A 15,614-nucleotide genomic window follows, 5' to 3' on the forward strand; every position below is an offset into this window, starting at 1 on the left:
CCGTCAGCGGTCCACCCGCGCGCTCCCGCCGCCGGCCAGCTTGAGCACCTCGGCCTTGGAGGCCATCGTCGTGTCGCCCGGTGTGGTCATCGCCAGCGCGCCGTGCGCGGCGCCGTACTCGACGGCCGTCGCCAGCGGCTGACCGTCGAGCAGCCCGAACACCAGGCCGGACGCGAACGAGTCGCCGCCGCCCACGCGGTCGAGGATCTCCAGCCCGGGCCGGTGCGTGGCGCGCACCAGCCCCTCCTCGCGGGACCACGCGATCGCGCCCCAGTCGTTCACCGTGGCGGACCGCACGGTGCGCAGCGTCGTGGCGATAACAGCGAAGTTCGGGTACTCGGCACCGACCCGGTCGATCATCGCACCGAACGCGTCGACGTCCAGCGCGGACAGGTTCTCGTCCACCCCCTCCACCTCGAACCCGAGGGCCGCGGTGAAGTCCTCCTCGTTCCCGATCATCACGTCGACGTGCCGGGCGATCTCGCGGTTGACCTGCTGCGCGCGCTCCTTGCCACCGATCGCCTTCCACAGGCTGGGCCGGTAGTTCAGGTCGTAGGAGACGACGGTGCCGTGCCGGTGCGCCGCCTCGACGGCCGCCAGCGTGGTCGCCGCGCTGGTCTCGGACAGCGCCGCGTAGATGCCGCCGGTGTGGAACCACCGCACGCCCAGCTCGCCGAACAGGTGGTCCCAGTCGACGTCCTCGGCGCGCAGCTGGCTGGCCGCGGTCAGGCCCCGGTCGGAGACGCCGACGGCGCCCCGCACCCCGAACCCCCGCTCGGTGAAGTTCAGCCCGTTGCGGACCGTGCGCCCGACGCCGTCGTAGGGCATCCAGCGGATGAACGAGGTGTCCACGCCGCCCTGCAGGACCAGGTCCTCGACCAGTCGCCCGACCTCGTTGTCCGCGAGCGCCGTCACGACCGCGGCGCGCAGCCCGAAGGCTCGCCGCAGGCCGCGGGCGACGTTGTACTCGCCGCCGCCCTCCCACACCCGGAACTCACGGGCCGTGCGAATGCGCCCCTCACCCGGGTCGAGCCGCAGCATCACCTCGCCCAGGCTGACGGCGTCGTACCGGGTCTGATCGGCGGGGCGGATGGTCAGGGCGGGCACGGGCACTCCTGCGGCTGGGTCGGGACGGTGCGCTGGTTCGGGCTGCGGGGCAGGCGGTCCGGTGCGGTCAGGGGCGCAGGCTCGACGCGAGCCGGACCGCTTCGGCGACGAGGTCGCGCACCCCCGCGAGGTCGCCCGCGGCGACCCGGTCGCGCGGCACCATCCACGAGCCGCCGACGGCCTTGACCGACGGCAGCGCCAGGTACTCGCCGAGGTTCTTCGGCCCGACGCCACCGGTCGGCACGAAGCCGACGCCGCCGAACGGCGCCGCCAGCGCGGCGATCGCCGCGGCACCGCCGGACGTGCCGGCCGGGAAGAACTTCACGGTGGTGAGCCCGAGCGCGAGCGCAGCCTGCACCTCCGTCGCCGTGACGGCTCCCGGCAGGGCCAGCACACCGTGCTCCTGCGCGCGCTCGACGACGGCGCGGTCCGTGCCGGGCGAGACGACGTAGTGCGCGCCGGCGGCGACCGCGGCGTCCACCTGTGCCGGTGTCAGCACCGTCCCGGCGCCGACCAGCACGTCCCCGCGGTCGCTCATCGCGCGGATCGCATCGGCGGCGGCCGCGGTGCGGAACGTCACCTCGGCGACGGGCAGACCGCCGTCGACCAGGGCCTGCGCGAGCGGGCCGGCCTGGGCGGCGTCGTCGATGACGACGACCGGCACCAGACGGTGGGCGGAGAGCTGGTCGAGGATGGTCGGCACCGGGAGTCCGTTTCGCTAGTCGCAATGCTCATCGCGTGCAGCGAAACGAGTATGTCATGACGATGCTCGGGGGCGCACCGCCGTCCCTCGGCTCAGCCGAGGGGCAGTGCCAGGCCGGCCGGCAGGAGCGGCGGGAGCACCTCGCGGATCGTCGCGTACAGCTGCTCCACCCGCCGCTGGTCCATCCGCTCGCTGGGCACGGTGAGGCTGACGGCGCCGACGACCGCGCCCCGCGGACCGGCGCCGACGGACGAGCTCGCGGCACCACGGACCAGCGGCACGGCCACGCACGAGATGCCGGCCTCGTTCTCCTCCGACTCGACGGCGTAACCGCGCGCGCGGGCACGCTCGAGCTCGTCCCACACGTGGTCCGCCTCGACCGCCCGCTCGGCGGACCTGCCGTCGCCGCCGGTCGGCCGCACGTACCCGTCCAGCGCCTCCCGGGACGTCCCGGAGTACGCCAGCATCGCCCTGCCCAGGGCCGTGGTGACCGCCCACCGCCGGCGACCGACCGCGGACCACACCCGCACCGGCCGGTCCGGCTCGACCTTGTCCAGGTACAGCACCTGCGCGCCGGACAGCACGCCGAGGTGCACCAGCTCGTCGGTGGCCGTGCACAACGCCACCAGCGCGCCGTGCAGCAAGGACGGCAGGTTCCCCTCGTCGAGGAACCGGTCGGCGAGGGCGACCGCCCCCCGCCCGAGCCGGTACCGCCCCGTCTCGCCGTCCTGGTCGACGAACTGCCGGTGCCGGAGCGCGCCGAGGGTGCGGTGCGCAGTGGTCTTGTGCATGCCGGTCGACGTGGCGAGCTCCGCGAGCGTGGCACCGTCGGCACCGTGCGAGGCGAGCGCCTCCAGCAGCCGCAACGCGCGATCGACGCTCTCGAGGGGAGATGCCGCTCCGGCGTCCACGGCGGTGACCACGCGGTCAGCGTACGGGCGCGCCGGCACCCGGCGTCCTCACCGCACGGGCATCGGGTGCCCACCGCTGGACAGGAACAGCGCCAGGACCACGGTGACCAGCGTCAGCCAGCGCGTCATCCGGTTGCGCGGCACCTGGCTCAGCGCCGCCCACGCCACCGCGGTGTACCAGGCGAACACCCACGGGGCCACGAGGATCCAGGCGAACACCAGCACGAAGGGCCCGACGACCTCGCGCGGCTGGTCCGTCGCGATCCGCTGGTTGAGCAGCCACGCGACCACCAGGAGCGCCAGCGGCCACAGCAGGCTGATGCCGTGCATCATCGCCGCCTCGCTCACGCCGAGCGCCCGCCCGGTGATCTCGACCAGCCGCCACGGGGACGGCCAGGTCACCAGCTGCAGCCCGTGCAGCAACGGGCCGAGCGCACTGGCGCCGTAGAACGTGTACGGCACCACCAGCACGGCGGCAGCGGCTGCGGACATCCGCAGCAGGCGGCCCCACTGCCGCCGCGCCACCAGGGGCCACGCGAGGCCCAGACCGATCAGCACCGCGGAGATCTTCACGCCGCTCCCGAGGCCCACCAGGACGCCGGCGAGCACGTCGCCCCAGCCGGACCGCAGCTTGCGCGCGACCTGGATCGCGCCGACGGCCGCGGCGGCGACCAGGGTGTCCAGGTGGCCGCCGCCGACCAGCGCGAGGATCAGCACCGGGTTCGCGGTCCAGAACAGCGTGGCGCGCACGGGGTCGTCGGACGTCCGCAGCAGGAGCACCCCGACGCCGAGGAAGACCAGCCCGTTCAGCACCATCCACACCAGGACGGTCGTCGCGACGTGGCTGCCGCCGACCCAGGCGGCGAACGACTGCAGAAGGGTGGCGACCGGGCCGTACACCGACGGCTGGTCCTTCCACATCATGCCGACCGGGTCCAGGTACGCCGCCTCACCCCACGCGAGCGGGCTGGTGACGTACGGGTTGCCGCCCTGTGCGGCGATGCGTCCGTACACCGCGTAGCTCGCCACGTCGGACGATCCGACCGGCGTCAGGCTCACCATGACGGCCACCACGACCGCCGAGGCGACGAGCAGGTGCCGCGGGTCGGGCCGCCAGCCCTTGCTGTTCGCCCAGATCATCCCGGCGAGCCCGAGCCCGGCGAGGATCTCCGCGGCGTAGAGCATCAGGCTGGCCAGGACGGTGTGCCCCGACAGCGACGGCAGCAGGGAGAGCGGCAGGTGCACGCCGATCGCCTCGGCGTTGGGGGCGGTCGCGCCGAGCAGCATCCCGAGCAGAAGGCCCGCGCCGGCGAGCGACACCGCCACGCGCGGGTCGGACACCCAGCTGCCGGCCAGCGCCCGGACCAGCGTGTTCATCCGGCGTGCGACCGGACCCGGCGGGCGGTCCAGCGGACCGGGTGCGCCGGACCGCCCGCCGTCGGCCGCGAGACCGACGCGGCGCGGGCGGCGGGTGGACGTGCTGGTCACCACGCGGAACCTCCACGAGCGAGCGCCCGGACCCGGCTCGACGCCCGCCGCAGACCCGGCACCTGCGAGGTGCCAGCCGGGTGAGCTGGCCACGAGCGACGGTGCGCGCTGGTGCGCCACGTCGATGCCGCAGACCCTACGCGGTGGACCCGTGAGCCTGGGCCGAATCGGCGCTCGCCGCCGGCACCGGTTCAGCCCCCGCTGACCGTGTACCAGATGCCGTAGGCACCGGCCGCGCACATCAGCACCGTCGTCGTCCAGCCGAGCACCGCCGCCAGCCGACCGTTGGCGTACTCGCGCATGATCCGGCGGTCCCGGGAGATCAGCATCATCACCACCAGGAACGGACCGGCCGCGATCCCGTTGAGGATGGCGCTGAGCACCAGCAGGCCGATCGGGTCGGAGCTGAGCACGCTCATGACGATGCCGGCGACCATGCCGACGCCGAGCACGACGTAGAACAGGGGCGCCTTGCGCGGGCTCCGCTCGAGGCCCCAGTCCTTGTTGGCCAGGCCGGCGATGCCGGCGGCACCCGAGGCGGCGAGCACCGGGACCGCCAGCACGGCGGAGCCGATGAACCCGACGGCGAACAGCACGGTGGAGCCGGCGCCCGCGATGGGCGCCAGCGCCTTGGCCGCGTCGGCCGCGGTGCTGACCTGCGTGCCGGCCTTGCCGAGGGTGGCCGCGGTGGCAGTGATGATCGCGAACATGATCAGCTGCGAGAACGCCATCCCGGCGATGACGTCGACGCGACCGTTGCGCAGCTTGCGGCGGGCGGCGCTCGGCGTGCGGTCGGCCAGGCGCGGCGCCTTGTCGCCGCCGAGGTCCTCGGCCCGCAGCTGCTCGACGCGCTGGGCGGTCTGCCAGAAGAACATGTAGGGCGAGATGGTGGTGCCGAGCACCGCCACCGTCAGCCCGAGGTAGTCCGGGGTCAGCTGGATGGACAGGCCGGCGAAGCCCCGCAGCACCTGCCCCCAGTCCACGTCGGCCACGAAGAGCACGCCGATGTAGACCAGCAGCACCAGGCACAACCACTTGAACACCCGGCCGATCAGCTCGAACGAGCCGGCCACCACGGCGCCCAGGATCGCGACGCCGGCGACCCCGCTCCAGACCGGCGCGGGCCCCGCGTGCAGCAGCTGCATCCCCTGGCCGATCGCCATCAGGTCCGCCGCTACGTTGACGACGTTCGCGACGGTCAGCGCCACCAGCAGCACGCCGATCACGAGCCGGAGGGAGCGCGGGAACTTGCGCCGGATCAGCTTGCCGAAGCTGTCCCCCGTGGCCTGCGCCATCCGGTCGCAGATCTCCTGCGTGGCCGTCATCAGGGGGAACGTGAGGATCGACGTCCACAGCATGCTGTAGCGGAACGTCGCACCGGCCTGGGCGTAGGTGGCGATCCCGGACGGGTCGTCGTCCGCCGCACCCGTGACCAGCCCCGGACCGAGCACCCCAAAGAACCGGGCGAGGGGGGACCGACGCTTGCCGTGGCCGCCCGGCTCCTCGGGCGTGCCCACGTCGAGCTGCGGCGGCACGTCCTGCGAGTGTGGACGGGTCTGGCTCACTGTTGCCTCCGCGGTCGGCCGGTCACCCCCTTGGGGCTCGATGCTAAGGCGGCCTCACCGAGGGCGCTCGTCGAAGAGATGCGCAGGTCAGAGCACGTATGCGTGCCCAGTCCAGGCTCCCGGCGCCCCGCCGCGGCGGGGCGGACGTGCGCCAGCAGGTACGCTGGGGCCACCCGGCGCACTCCTGCGCCTCGCGTCGACGAACGCTCCCTGCGGCACCCGGTGCCCAGTCGCGGATCGACGGCGAACCGCCTCCGGCTCCTGCCGGGGTGCGCGTGTCCCGCACGGTCCCCTTCAGCGCGTCGCAGCGCCCCTCTCGCGAAAGCAGTCCATGTCCTCCTCCTTCGACGCTCTCGGCGTCCCCGCCCGCCTCGTCTCCGTCCTGCACGCCCAGGGCATCGACGAGCCGTTCCCCATCCAGCGCGACACCCTCCCCGACACGCTCGCCGGCCGGGACGTGCTCGGCCGCGGCCGCACCGGCAGCGGCAAGACGCTCGCCTTCGCCCTCCCCGTGGCCGCGCGGCTGGCGTCCGCAGGGACGAGGGCGAGAGCGGGCCACCCGACCGCGCTCGTGCTCGCGCCCACCCGTGAGCTGGCCACCCAGATCGCCGCGACGTTCGAGCCGCTGCTCGCCGCGACCGGCCACACCGTGACCACCGTCTTCGGCGGTGTCTCCCAGAACCGGCAGGTCCAGGCCCTGCAGGCCGGCGTCGACGTGGTGGTCGCGTGCCCCGGGCGCCTCGAGGACCTGATGAAGCAGGGCCACGTCCGGCTCAGCGCGGTCCGCGTCACCGTGCTCGACGAGGCCGACCACATGGCCGACCTCGGCTTCCTGCCGGCGGTCACCCGCATCCTCGCGGCCACACCGGCCGGCGGTCAGCGGCTGCTGTTCTCCGCGACGCTGGACAACGGCGTGGACAAGCTCGTCCGTCGCTTCCTGTCCTCCCCCGCCACCCACTCGGTCGACGACGCGACCAACGCGGTCGAGCTGCTGGAGCACGCGGTGTTCGGCGTGGCCGACGCCGATGCGAAGAAGCGGCTGGTCGAGGCGCTGGCCTCCGGCGAGGAGCGCACGATCCTGTTCGTGCGGACCAAGCACGTCGCCAAGCGCCTGGCCAAGCAGCTGACCGCGGACGGCATCCCGGCCGTGGACCTGCAGGGCAACCTCTCCCAGGCGGCCCGCGACCGGAACCTCGCGGCCTTCCGCAGCGGCGAGGTGCGCGTGCTGGTGGCCACCGACGTGGCCGCCCGCGGGGTGCACGTCGACGACGTGCCGCTGGTGGTGCACGTCGACCCGCCGACGGAGCACAAGGCCTACCTGCACCGGTCCGGACGTACGGCGCGCGCCGGTGCGGCCGGCACGGTGGTGACCGTGACGCTGCCCGAGCAGCGGCACGACGTCGCCACGCTGCTGCGTCGGGCCGCCGTGCACGCCCCGCTGCAGGCCGTGACCGCCGAGTCGCCGCAGGTGCGCGCGCTGGTCGGACAGCCGGCCGCCCGGGTGCACCGTCCGGCCCCGGCCGTCCAGCCGGCCGCACCGCGTTCCGGCGCAGCGCCGGCGGATCGGGGCTCCCGACGACGCCGCGGCTCCGCCGCACCGGGTGCGGCCCCCCGCGGCGGCCGGACGACCGCTTCGGGTGCCGGCGCGCAGGACCGACCGGTCGGTGGCGCGACCGCCACGGGCCGTCCGGCGCCGCGCGCGGCCGGCACCGGCGGAGCGGCAGCGTTCTCGGCCGGCGGAGCGGCAGCGTTCTCGGCCGGCGGAGCGCGGCGCGGGCGTCGCAGCGGCAGCCGCTGAGCACCAGCAGACGCCTGCATCGTTCAGGTACCTGAGCGCCGTGCCGATGAGAAGGGTGTCGCCAGCCCCGACCCCCAGGAGCACACCGTGCGCCGTACCCGCGTGACAGCCGTCCTCACCGCCGCCCTGGGCCTGCTGACCGCCGCCGGCCTCACGTTGTCGGCCGGCGCAGCGGCCGCGGCGCCCTCACCGACCGGTGCCGCGCACTCGCAGAAGCGGGTCTGCGCGGTGGCGCCGGCAGGAGCCGCGGCGTGCGAGGCCCACGTGGTGACCGATGCGCGGACCGGCCGACCTGCCGCGACCACCAGCTACTCGGCCGGCTACAGCCCCGCGCAGCTGACCGGCGTCTACGGACCCTTCGGCTCCGGTGCGCCGACCGTCGCCGTCGTCGACGCCTACGCCAACCCGAACGCCGCCGGCGACCTGGCCGCCTACCGCACCCAGTTCGGGCTCGGCACCGCCCGGCTCGCGCAGGTGAACCAGACCGGCGGCTCGATCTCCACGGTGGCCGGCGACACCGGCTGGGGTCAGGAGGAGGACCTGGACCTCCAGATGGTGTCCGCCATCTGCCCCGCCTGCGGGATCCTCTACGTCGGTGCGAGCTCGGCATCCTTCTCGGACCTGGCAGCGGCCGTCACGACGGCGAAGAACCTCGGCGCGGCCGTGATCTCCAACTCCTACGGCGGGGCGGAGTTCAGGGGTGAGACGAGCTGGTCGAACTGGAACATCCCCGGGGTGGCCGTGACGGTGGCCGCCGGCGACAACGGGTACGGCGTCCAGTTCCCCGCGGCATCGGCCGGTGCCATCGCCGTCGGCGGCACCACGCTGACGCTGACGTCCACCGGCGCCCGGGCGTCCGAGACCGTGTGGTCCGGCACCGGTTCCGGCTGCTCGGCGTACGTCGGCAAGCCGTCGTGGCAGCACGACACCGCGTGCACCCGCCGCACGGTGACCGACGTCGCCGCGGTCGCGGACCCGTCCACCGGTGTCGCGGTCTACGACTCGTACGGCTCCACCGGCGGCGCGAACTGGCTCGTCTTCGGCGGCACCTCGGTCGCCGCGCCGATCGTGGGGGCCGTGTTCGCCCGCGACGGCGTCCCCAGCACCGGCTACGCGGCGGCCAACCTGTACGCCAACGCCACGAGCCTGTACGACGTCACCAGCGGCTCCAACGGGACCTGCACCTCGAAGCGGTCGACCGCCACCGCGTACCTGTGCACCGCCCGCACCGGCTACGACGGCCCGACGGGCAACGGCACGCCGAAGGGCCTGGCCCTGCCGTTCTGACGCCGGACGGCATGCCCGGCGGGGTCAGCTCAGAGCTCTCCGCCGGGCCGGCGCTCCACCAGCGCCTCGAGGATCTGCACCGCGACGTCGCTCAGGTCGGACCGACCGTCCCGAGCCGCCGCGATCAGCATGGCGAAGGCCGCCGACGCGTCGCAGTGCTTCGTCGCCATGATCGCGCCGACCGCCTGGTCGATGGACGCCTGCGCGGCGAGGGCGTCCTCCAGGGCGTGCCGCTGACCGTTCGCCTCGCGCAGGTCCAGGCAGAGGTCGACGACCCGGCCGAGCTGCTGCGCGTAGACGTCGGCGCGGACCAGGCTGTCCCGGTCCCACGGCCCGGGCCCCGGTCGGTACACGTTCACCGCGACGGCCGCCTCGCTGCGCAGGTGCACCGGGAAGCCCCCGGAGGACCGGAACCCCGCGGCGCGAGCGGTGCGTGTCCACGCCGGCCACCGGTCCTCGGTGTCGAGGTCGTCGACCAGCATGACGAGCCCGGTCTCGAGGGCGTCGAGGCACGGCCCCTCGTCGACGGCGAGCTCGACCTCGTCGCACGCGGCCGCGAGCGGGTCGCTGCTCGCCGAGCGGCGCACGCCGCCGTCGAGCCGCAGCATCACGCTGCAGGACGCCCGGTCCCCCAGCACGACGGCGGCGCCGGAGGTGAACTCCGTCAGCTGCTCGTCGAGCAGGTCGAGCAGCTGCTGGTCAGCCGGTCCGCGCTGGTTCTCCACGCGCCTACCTCCGTCCTGGGGGGAAGTCAGACGCCGAGACGTCGCATCGTCGGGGTGGTCGGATTCGAACCGGCGACCTTCCGCTCCCAAAGCGGACGCGCTACCAACCTGCGCCACACCCCGTGGGCTCACGCCCGCGGGCCCAAGCCTACGGTCCCCCGCCGGCCGGCATGACGCGGGGCCGTGGCCGACCCGGTCGCCCACGGCCCCGCGCAGAGGCGTCAGAAGACCCGGATGGCGATCTCCGCCGGTGCCGTCAGCAGCTGCTTGATCTCGTCGTCCACCTTGACCAGCGTCAGGGACGCGCCGGCCATCTCCAGCGACGTGCAGTACTCGCCGACGTAGCTGCGCCACACCGTGATCCCCCTGGCGGCCAGCTTCTCGTGGGCGATGCCGTACAGCAGGTAGAGCTCGCTGATCGGGGTGCCGCCCAACCCGTTGATCATCAGGGCGACCTCGTCGCCGGACTCGTACGGGAGGTCGGGTACCACCGCGTCGAGCAGGGTGTCGACGATCGCGTTCGCGTCCCGGATCTTCTCGCGGCGCCGGCCGGGCTCGCCGTGGATGCCGATGCCGATCTCGATCTCGTCGTCGCCGAGCTGGAACAGCGGCTCGCCCTTCGCCGGCGGCGTGCACGCCGAGAGCGCGATGCCCATCGTCCGGGTGACGGAGTTGACCTTCTCGCCGACCCGCGCGACCTCGTCGAGGTCGGCCCCCGCCTCGGATGCCGCGCCCACGGCCTTCATGACGAAGAAGTTCCCCGCCACGCCGCGACGGCCGATCGTGTACAGCGAGTCCTGGACGGCGACGTCGTCATTGATGAACAGCGTGCGGACCTTCAGGCCCTCCGCCTCCGCCAGCTCGGAGGCCATCTCGAACGCCATCTTGTCGCCGGTGTAGTTGTTCACCAGCAGCAGGACGCCCTTGTCCGAGCGCAGCAGCTTGGTGGTCTCCAGCACGTACTCCATCGGCGGCGCCGAGAAGACGTCGCCCGGGCACGCCGCGTCGAGCATCCCCTTGCCGACGGTCATGACGTGCGCCGGCTCGTGACCGGAGCCCGACCCCTGCACGATCGACACCTTGTCGTCCCGCGGGGCGTCGGCCCGCATGATCAGGTTGTACTCGGGCACGTACCGGAGGGTCTGCGGGTTCGCCAGGGCGATGCCCTTGAGCATCTCGGGGACGAAGTTCTTGGGGTCGTTCACGAACTTCTTCATTGCCGTCTCCACATCGTCGTGTTGTCCAGCCCGTGCCGCGGGGCGCACGGTCCCCACCCCGCCGTTCCCGGACCGCTGGTGGCGGCCGGACGATCAGCGCCTCACCAGGTCTGCGCGACCCTCTCGGCGAGCACCGCCACCGCGATCGCGCCCGGGTCGACCGACCCGATCGACCGCTCACCCGTGTAGGACGCCCGCCCTCGCTTCGCCTCGAGGTCCTTGGTCGCCTCGGCCGCGGTGCGGGCCGTCACGGCGGCGGCCTTGACCACCTCGGCGGGCGGGTCACCTGCCGCCAGCCGCTCCTCGATCGTGTCGGTCATCGGCACCAGGGCGTCCAGCAGCGTCTTCTCCCCGAGCGACGCACCACCGCGGGCCTTGATCCCCTCGATCGCCGCGCGCAGCATCGCGACGACGTCCTCGCCCGTCAGGTCGACCTTGCCCTTGGCCGCGCTGCCTGCGCGCAGGAACGCCGTGCCCCAGATCGGTCCCGACGTGCCGCCCACCCGCCCGGTGATGACGACGGCGAGCTTCTGCAGGAAGGTGCCGATGTCCGTGCGGTCGAGGGTGTCCCACTGCGCCTTGACGTTCTCGAAGCCCCGGGCCAGCGAGAAGCCGAAGTCGCCGTCGCCCACCACCGAGTCGAGGTCGCCGAAGTACTTCTCGTTCTGCAGGCAGGTGTCCGCCACGACACCGATCACGGACTCCACGCGGGCCAGGTCGTTCGTCACGATGCAGCTCCCTTGCTCGTCGTCCCCGAGGCATCCCCTGCGGCCGTCCGCAGGCGCTCGATGTCGTCCAGCCGGACCTCGCCGCGGACGCCCAGCCCGTACGGGTCCGCGAGCACGGTGGCCGGCTCGTCGGGCAGGTCGCCCAGGGACGTCACCACCAGCGCGGCGCCGGTGAAGTCTTCGTCCGCGGTGTAGCTGCTCACCGTGACGAGCGTCGCCAGCCCGGCCGCCCGCGACGCCCGAAGGCCGTTGCCGCTGTCCTCGACGACGACCACGTCCGCCGGTGCGACGTCGAGCTCGTGCAGCGCCAGCAGGTAGATGTCCGGGGCCGGCTTCTTGTGCGGCACCACGTCGCCGGCGAACACCGCGAAGCTCGTGGCGAGCTCCGCGCCGACGGCGTGATCGAGCACGGCCCGCACGGACGCCTCCGCGGACGTCGACGCGACGGCCAGCAGCCACCCTGCCGCCCGCGCCTCGGCGGCGATCCGGGCGATGCCGGGCCGGGGCGGCAGGACTCCGGACCCGATGAGCGCCGTGTACCGCTCCGTCTTGTCCTTGTGCCAGCGCGCGATCAGCGCCTTCTGCTCGTCGGGGTCTGCGGGCAGCCCGTAGGCCGCGACGTTCTCGGGCGTGAACAGCGTCGCCAGCCGTTCCTTGCCCCCGCCGATCGCCAGCAGCCGCCCGTACTCCTCGACGCTCCACCGCACCGGCAGCCCGAACTGCGCGAACGTGGCGTTGAACGCCGGCAGGTGACCGTCGCGCTCGGTGTCCGCCAGCACGCCGTCGCAGTCGAACACCAGCGCGGGCGTCACCGCTCCACCCCGGTCGCACGGCCAGCGAGCCCGACGCCGGAGGCGATGGCGTCGGCGGCGTGGCCGGCAGCGCCGAACCAGTCGATGTGCGTCGCGATGGCCGCGGTCACAGCCCTCTGGATCTCGCGGAACATGGTGGGTGGGTCCCACTTGTCCTTGGCGCGCGCCGTGTCCAGGTGGGCCGCGGCGGCCTTCATGTACGCCATCTTCACGGCCGTGGAGATGTTGATCTTGGACACCCCCGCGTCGATGAACGCCCGGAAGTCCTCGGGTGCCAGGCCGGTCCCCCCGTGCAGCACGATGGGTCGGTCGGTGAGCGCCGCGAGCGCGCGCACCCGGTCCGGGCGCAGCACGGGGCGGGCGGTGTACTGGCCGTGGGCGGTGCCGAGCTGCGGTGCGAGCAGGTCGACGCCCGTGCGGTCGGCCACGGCCGCGAGCTCCTCCACGGAGTAGGCGTGCAGCGCGACGTCGGAGCCGACGCCGTCCTCGACGCCCACGATGTTCTCGATCTCGGACTCCACGTCCACCCCACGGGCGTGCGCCTCGGCGACGACCTCACCGGTCTCGCGCTCGGCCTGCGCCAGGTCGCGGTCCGAGGCGTCGAACAGCACCGACGACCAGCCGGCGGCGACGACGTCGGAGATCACCGACCTGTCGGGGCAGTGGTCGAGGTGCAGCGCGACGGGCACCGGCACGTCCTGCGCGGCGAGGCGGAACGTGGTGGTCATCAGCTCGGTGCCGAGCTGCTTCACGGTCTTCACCGAGACCTGGACGATCAGCGGAGCCGACGCCTGCACGGCCGCGGCGACCACGGCCCGCAGGCTGATGTCGTCGAGCACGTTCACCGCCGGGACCGCGTAGCCGTGCTCCCGGCCGTGCCGCGCGAGTGCCACCGTCGACGCGATCATCCTCGACCTCCCCCGTTGCCCGCATGCTGCGCTCCCGCCGGGATGGCCGGCAGTCTAGACAGGTCTACTCATGGCTGACCAGAGTCGGCGCGACGCGCATCGGCCCGTGCCGCGCGGGTGTGCTCGGCGGCCCGCAGGAAGCGGCGCTGGTACGAGACGACCTGGTTGGTCGAGGTGAACCGGGCGAGGTACCCCGGTTCCGCGGTGACGACCACGCGGTGCACCATGTCGGCCAGCTCGGGCTCGGCGAGCATGCGGTCGATGTCGGGGTAGTTCCGGTCCCCCTCCATCGAGCAGATGATCAGCCGCGTGTCCGGGAGGTTGGCGTCGCGCAGCACCCGCAGGGCGTGGCGCGCGTGGTCGAGGCCGTCGGCACCCTCCGGCTCGCGGATCCGGCGGTAGGCCACCACCCGCTCCGCGATCCGCCGGCACTCGCCGAGGTCGAGGTCCGCGTCCGCCGTGGACAGGTAGTCGTTGTCCAGCAGGTACCCCCGCAGCGCCAGCAGGGGCTCGTCGTCCCGCGTCTGCGCGTGCTGGTCGAGCAGCTCGGCCATCCGTTGCGACTGGAACATCCGGTGACGGACGAAGGCATTGACGAAGTACGGCCGGGCTTGCAGGGCCAGGCGCACCTGGTGGGGCTCGAACATCAGCGTGAAGTTGACCCGGAAGCCCCGGTCCCGCAGCGTCAGCGCGAGGTTGTGACCCCGGAACGCATCCGCCGTCGTCGGGGCGTCGTAGCGCCGGTCCAGGTGACCGGCGCCCTCCAGCAGCTGCCGGTAGTTGTCCGCGTCGACCGGTCCGGTGTGCGGCACCTTGATCACCACGCGGTACTCCGAGACGAGGTCCCGCAGGTGCTCCGCCTCCTCGACGGCCTTGCCCACGTCCTCGAACGGGTTCTCCAGCTCGACGCTCATGTCCGCACCGGGCCCGAGGATCCGCGCGATCTCCACCAGCACCTCGTCGCGGTCCCGGAACGCGCCGCCGACGTTCTTCGTCGGGTCGGACAGGAACAGGTCCCAGATGATCGACGGGTTGCAGGTCAGGTTCGCCACCAGCGGGGCGACCGGCGCGATCTCGTACGGGTTCGCGCTGTCCACCGAGAACAGCTGGCCGGTCGGCCGCAGCGCACCGTCGACGTCGTAGGAGATGTCCCGGCGCAGGTCGAACCGCAGCGTGCCGTCCCCGTCGAGCTGGCACTCCACGCGGAACCCCGGCGGCGTGTGACCCGCCGGGGTGCCGAACACGCGGACGACGCGTTCCAGCTCGTCGCTCACCCCGATCGCCCGGGCGGCGCGCAGCTGCTCGACGCTGCCGGGCGCCAGGCACCGGTCCAGCACGCGCTCGACGCCGTCCTCCTGACCCCGGACCACCGGCAGGCCGAGGCTGCGGACCTTGTGCAGAGGCTGGAGCGGAGGGACGAGCGTCGCGGTCTGCATGAGCGGACTCCTTCGCCTCGGCGGTGCGGCGAACGAACGGTGTGGCGAATGCACCCAGAAGCGGTAGACCGGACTATACAGGTATAGGTGAGACATGGCGAGGAGCCGACCGATCGGCATCCCACCCGTCGCTACGATGCCGGGGCAGGAGAGGAGGTCCCATGACCGAGGTGCTCGAGCGCGACTCGGCGGTGCCGCTCTACGTCCAGCTCGAGCAGATCCTGTCCGGCAAGATCACCGGCGGAGAGTGGCTGCCCAACCAGCGCATCCCGTCGGAGAACGAGCTGAACCGGATGTACGGGCTCAGCCGCATGACGGTCCGCGGCGTGCTGACCAAGCTCGTCAACGACGGTCTGCTGCTCCGCGTCCCGGGGAAGGGCACCTACGTCGCCCCGACCAAGATCAGCGCCGTCTCCCCCGCCTACCGCGGCATCCGCGAACAGCTGGAAGCCCTGGGCTACTCGACCACCACGCGACTCGTCTCGTTCGACCGGGAGGCCGCCACCTCGGTGGTGCGGGACCGGTTGCGGCTCGCCCGCGGCGACGAGGTCTACGTGATCGTCCGCGTGCGGTCCGTGCAGGGCGAGCCGATCAGCCTGCACCGGTCCCACATCCCGGCCGCGCTCGCGCCGGACCTCGACCAGCACGACGTCGTCTCCGAACAGCTGTGCGTCGTGCTCGAGAAGAGCTACGGGCTGCCCATGCGGCACGTGCACGAACAGCTGGAGGCCGTCGCGGTGAGCGCGAACGAGGCCAAGCAGCTGGACATGCACCGCGGCGACCCCGCGCTGCTGCTGCACGACGTCAACGCCGACGCGGACGAGCGCCCGTTCGAGTACTCCTCGATCGTCTTCCGCGGCGACCGGCTCCGGCTGACGTTCGACTACGACCTCTGACCCACGACACCCTCGTCGCCGACGGCGGCCGAC

General features: G+C 73.2%; 14 protein-coding genes and 1 tRNA gene. 3 read left to right on the top strand and 12 right to left on the bottom strand.

The features are described from left to right. Nucleotides 1–3 precede the first annotated feature (3 nt). The 5 genes from ACFQTY_RS16170 to ACFQTY_RS16190 form a co-directional block, all read right to left on the bottom strand. On the bottom strand, nt 4–1,107 hold the full coding sequence (locus ACFQTY_RS16170; RefSeq protein WP_378102530.1) for a PfkB family carbohydrate kinase: 1,104 nt from the start codon (nt 1,105–1,107) through the stop codon (nt 4–6). Between the two features lie 67 nt (nt 1,108–1,174). Beyond that, nucleotides 1,175–1,810, bottom strand: coding sequence for a bifunctional 4-hydroxy-2-oxoglutarate aldolase/2-dehydro-3-deoxy-phosphogluconate aldolase (gene eda / locus ACFQTY_RS16175; RefSeq protein WP_378102533.1), 636 nt, complete (start codon nt 1,808–1,810; stop codon nt 1,175–1,177). Nucleotides 1,811–1,902: 92 nt separating this feature from the next. After that, complete coding sequence (locus ACFQTY_RS16180) at nt 1,903–2,733, bottom strand: IclR family transcriptional regulator (RefSeq protein ID WP_378102535.1); 831 nt, start codon at nt 2,731–2,733, stop codon at nt 1,903–1,905. A 36-nt stretch (nt 2,734–2,769) separates the two neighbouring features. Beyond that, on the bottom strand, nt 2,770–4,209 hold the full coding sequence (locus tag ACFQTY_RS16185) for a glycosyltransferase family 87 protein (RefSeq protein ID WP_378102538.1): 1,440 nt from the start codon (nt 4,207–4,209) through the stop codon (nt 2,770–2,772). Between the two features lie 191 nt (nt 4,210–4,400). Continuing rightward, nucleotides 4,401–5,774 carry an NRAMP family divalent metal transporter gene (locus ACFQTY_RS16190; RefSeq protein WP_378102540.1) on the bottom strand — a complete coding sequence of 458 codons (1,374 nt, stop codon included), beginning with the start codon at nt 5,772–5,774 and terminating at the stop codon, nt 4,401–4,403. 331 nt (nt 5,775–6,105) lie between these two features. On the opposite strand from ACFQTY_RS16190, the gene ACFQTY_RS16195 reads away from it, so the two are divergent. Next, complete coding sequence (locus ACFQTY_RS16195) at nt 6,106–7,572, top strand: DEAD/DEAH box helicase (RefSeq protein WP_378102542.1); 1,467 nt, start codon at nt 6,106–6,108, stop codon at nt 7,570–7,572. An 87-nt stretch (nt 7,573–7,659) separates the two neighbouring features. Continuing rightward, complete coding sequence (locus ACFQTY_RS16200; RefSeq protein WP_378102544.1) at nt 7,660–8,859, top strand: hypothetical protein; 1,200 nt, start codon at nt 7,660–7,662, stop codon at nt 8,857–8,859. Between the two features lie 29 nt (nt 8,860–8,888). Here the strand turns inward: ACFQTY_RS16200 and ACFQTY_RS16205 are convergent, their stop codons facing one another. The 7 genes from ACFQTY_RS16205 to ACFQTY_RS16235 form a co-directional block, all read right to left on the bottom strand. Then, nucleotides 8,889–9,584, bottom strand: a complete 696-nt coding sequence (locus tag ACFQTY_RS16205) for a GAF domain-containing protein (protein ID WP_378102546.1) — start codon at nt 9,582–9,584, stop codon at nt 8,889–8,891. Nucleotides 9,585–9,633: 49 nt separating this feature from the next. Continuing rightward, nucleotides 9,634–9,707, bottom strand: a tRNA-Pro gene (locus tag ACFQTY_RS16210). Between the two features lie 98 nt (nt 9,708–9,805). After that, nucleotides 9,806–10,801, bottom strand: coding sequence for a dihydroxyacetone kinase subunit DhaK (dhaK, locus tag ACFQTY_RS16215; RefSeq protein ID WP_378102548.1), 996 nt, complete (start codon nt 10,799–10,801; stop codon nt 9,806–9,808). Between the two features lie 101 nt (nt 10,802–10,902). Next, nucleotides 10,903–11,529, bottom strand: a complete 627-nt coding sequence (gene dhaL / locus ACFQTY_RS16220) for a dihydroxyacetone kinase subunit DhaL (protein WP_378102550.1) — start codon at nt 11,527–11,529, stop codon at nt 10,903–10,905. Continuing rightward, nucleotides 11,526–12,341 (bottom strand): HAD-IA family hydrolase, encoded by an 816-nt coding sequence (locus ACFQTY_RS16225; protein WP_378102553.1) that lies wholly within the window; start codon nt 12,339–12,341, stop codon nt 11,526–11,528. The genes dhaL and ACFQTY_RS16225 overlap by 4 nt, the downstream gene beginning before the upstream one ends. Then, nucleotides 12,338–13,249 (bottom strand): class II fructose-bisphosphate aldolase, encoded by a 912-nt coding sequence (locus ACFQTY_RS16230; RefSeq protein WP_378102556.1) that lies wholly within the window; start codon nt 13,247–13,249, stop codon nt 12,338–12,340. Before ACFQTY_RS16230 ends, ACFQTY_RS16225 begins: the two co-directional genes overlap by 4 nt. A 68-nt stretch (nt 13,250–13,317) precedes the next feature. Then, nucleotides 13,318–14,685 carry a transaldolase family protein gene (locus ACFQTY_RS16235; protein ID WP_378102559.1) on the bottom strand — a complete coding sequence of 456 codons (1,368 nt, stop codon included), beginning with the start codon at nt 14,683–14,685 and terminating at the stop codon, nt 13,318–13,320. 161 nt (nt 14,686–14,846) lie between these two features. Here ACFQTY_RS16235 and ACFQTY_RS16240 point away from each other — a divergent pair, with 161 nt between their 5' ends. Next, entirely contained in the window at nt 14,847–15,581 is a 735-nt protein-coding gene (locus tag ACFQTY_RS16240) for a GntR family transcriptional regulator (protein ID WP_291762015.1), read from the top strand. Nucleotides 15,582–15,614: the final 33 nt, after the last annotated feature.

Origin of the sequence: Cellulomonas sp. T2.31MG-18 (assembly GCF_964266755.1) — a bacterium.
Classification (GTDB): Bacteria; Actinomycetota; Actinomycetes; order Actinomycetales; family Cellulomonadaceae; genus Cellulomonas.

Coding starts and splice junctions, on each gene's coding strand:
- ACFQTY_RS16195 (WP_378102542.1), top strand. CDS start 6,106: ATGTCCTCCTCCTTCGACGCTCTCGGCGTCCCCGCCCGCCTCGTCTCC.
- dhaK (WP_378102548.1), bottom strand. CDS start 10,801: ATGAAGAAGTTCGTGAACGACCCCAAGAACTTCGTCCCCGAGATGCTC.
- ACFQTY_RS16230 (WP_378102556.1), bottom strand. CDS start 13,249: ATGATCGCGTCGACGGTGGCACTCGCGCGGCACGGCCGGGAGCACGGC.
- ACFQTY_RS16235 (WP_378102559.1), bottom strand. CDS start 14,685: ATGCAGACCGCGACGCTCGTCCCTCCGCTCCAGCCTCTGCACAAGGTC.
- ACFQTY_RS16240 (WP_291762015.1), top strand. CDS start 14,847: ATGACCGAGGTGCTCGAGCGCGACTCGGCGGTGCCGCTCTACGTCCAG.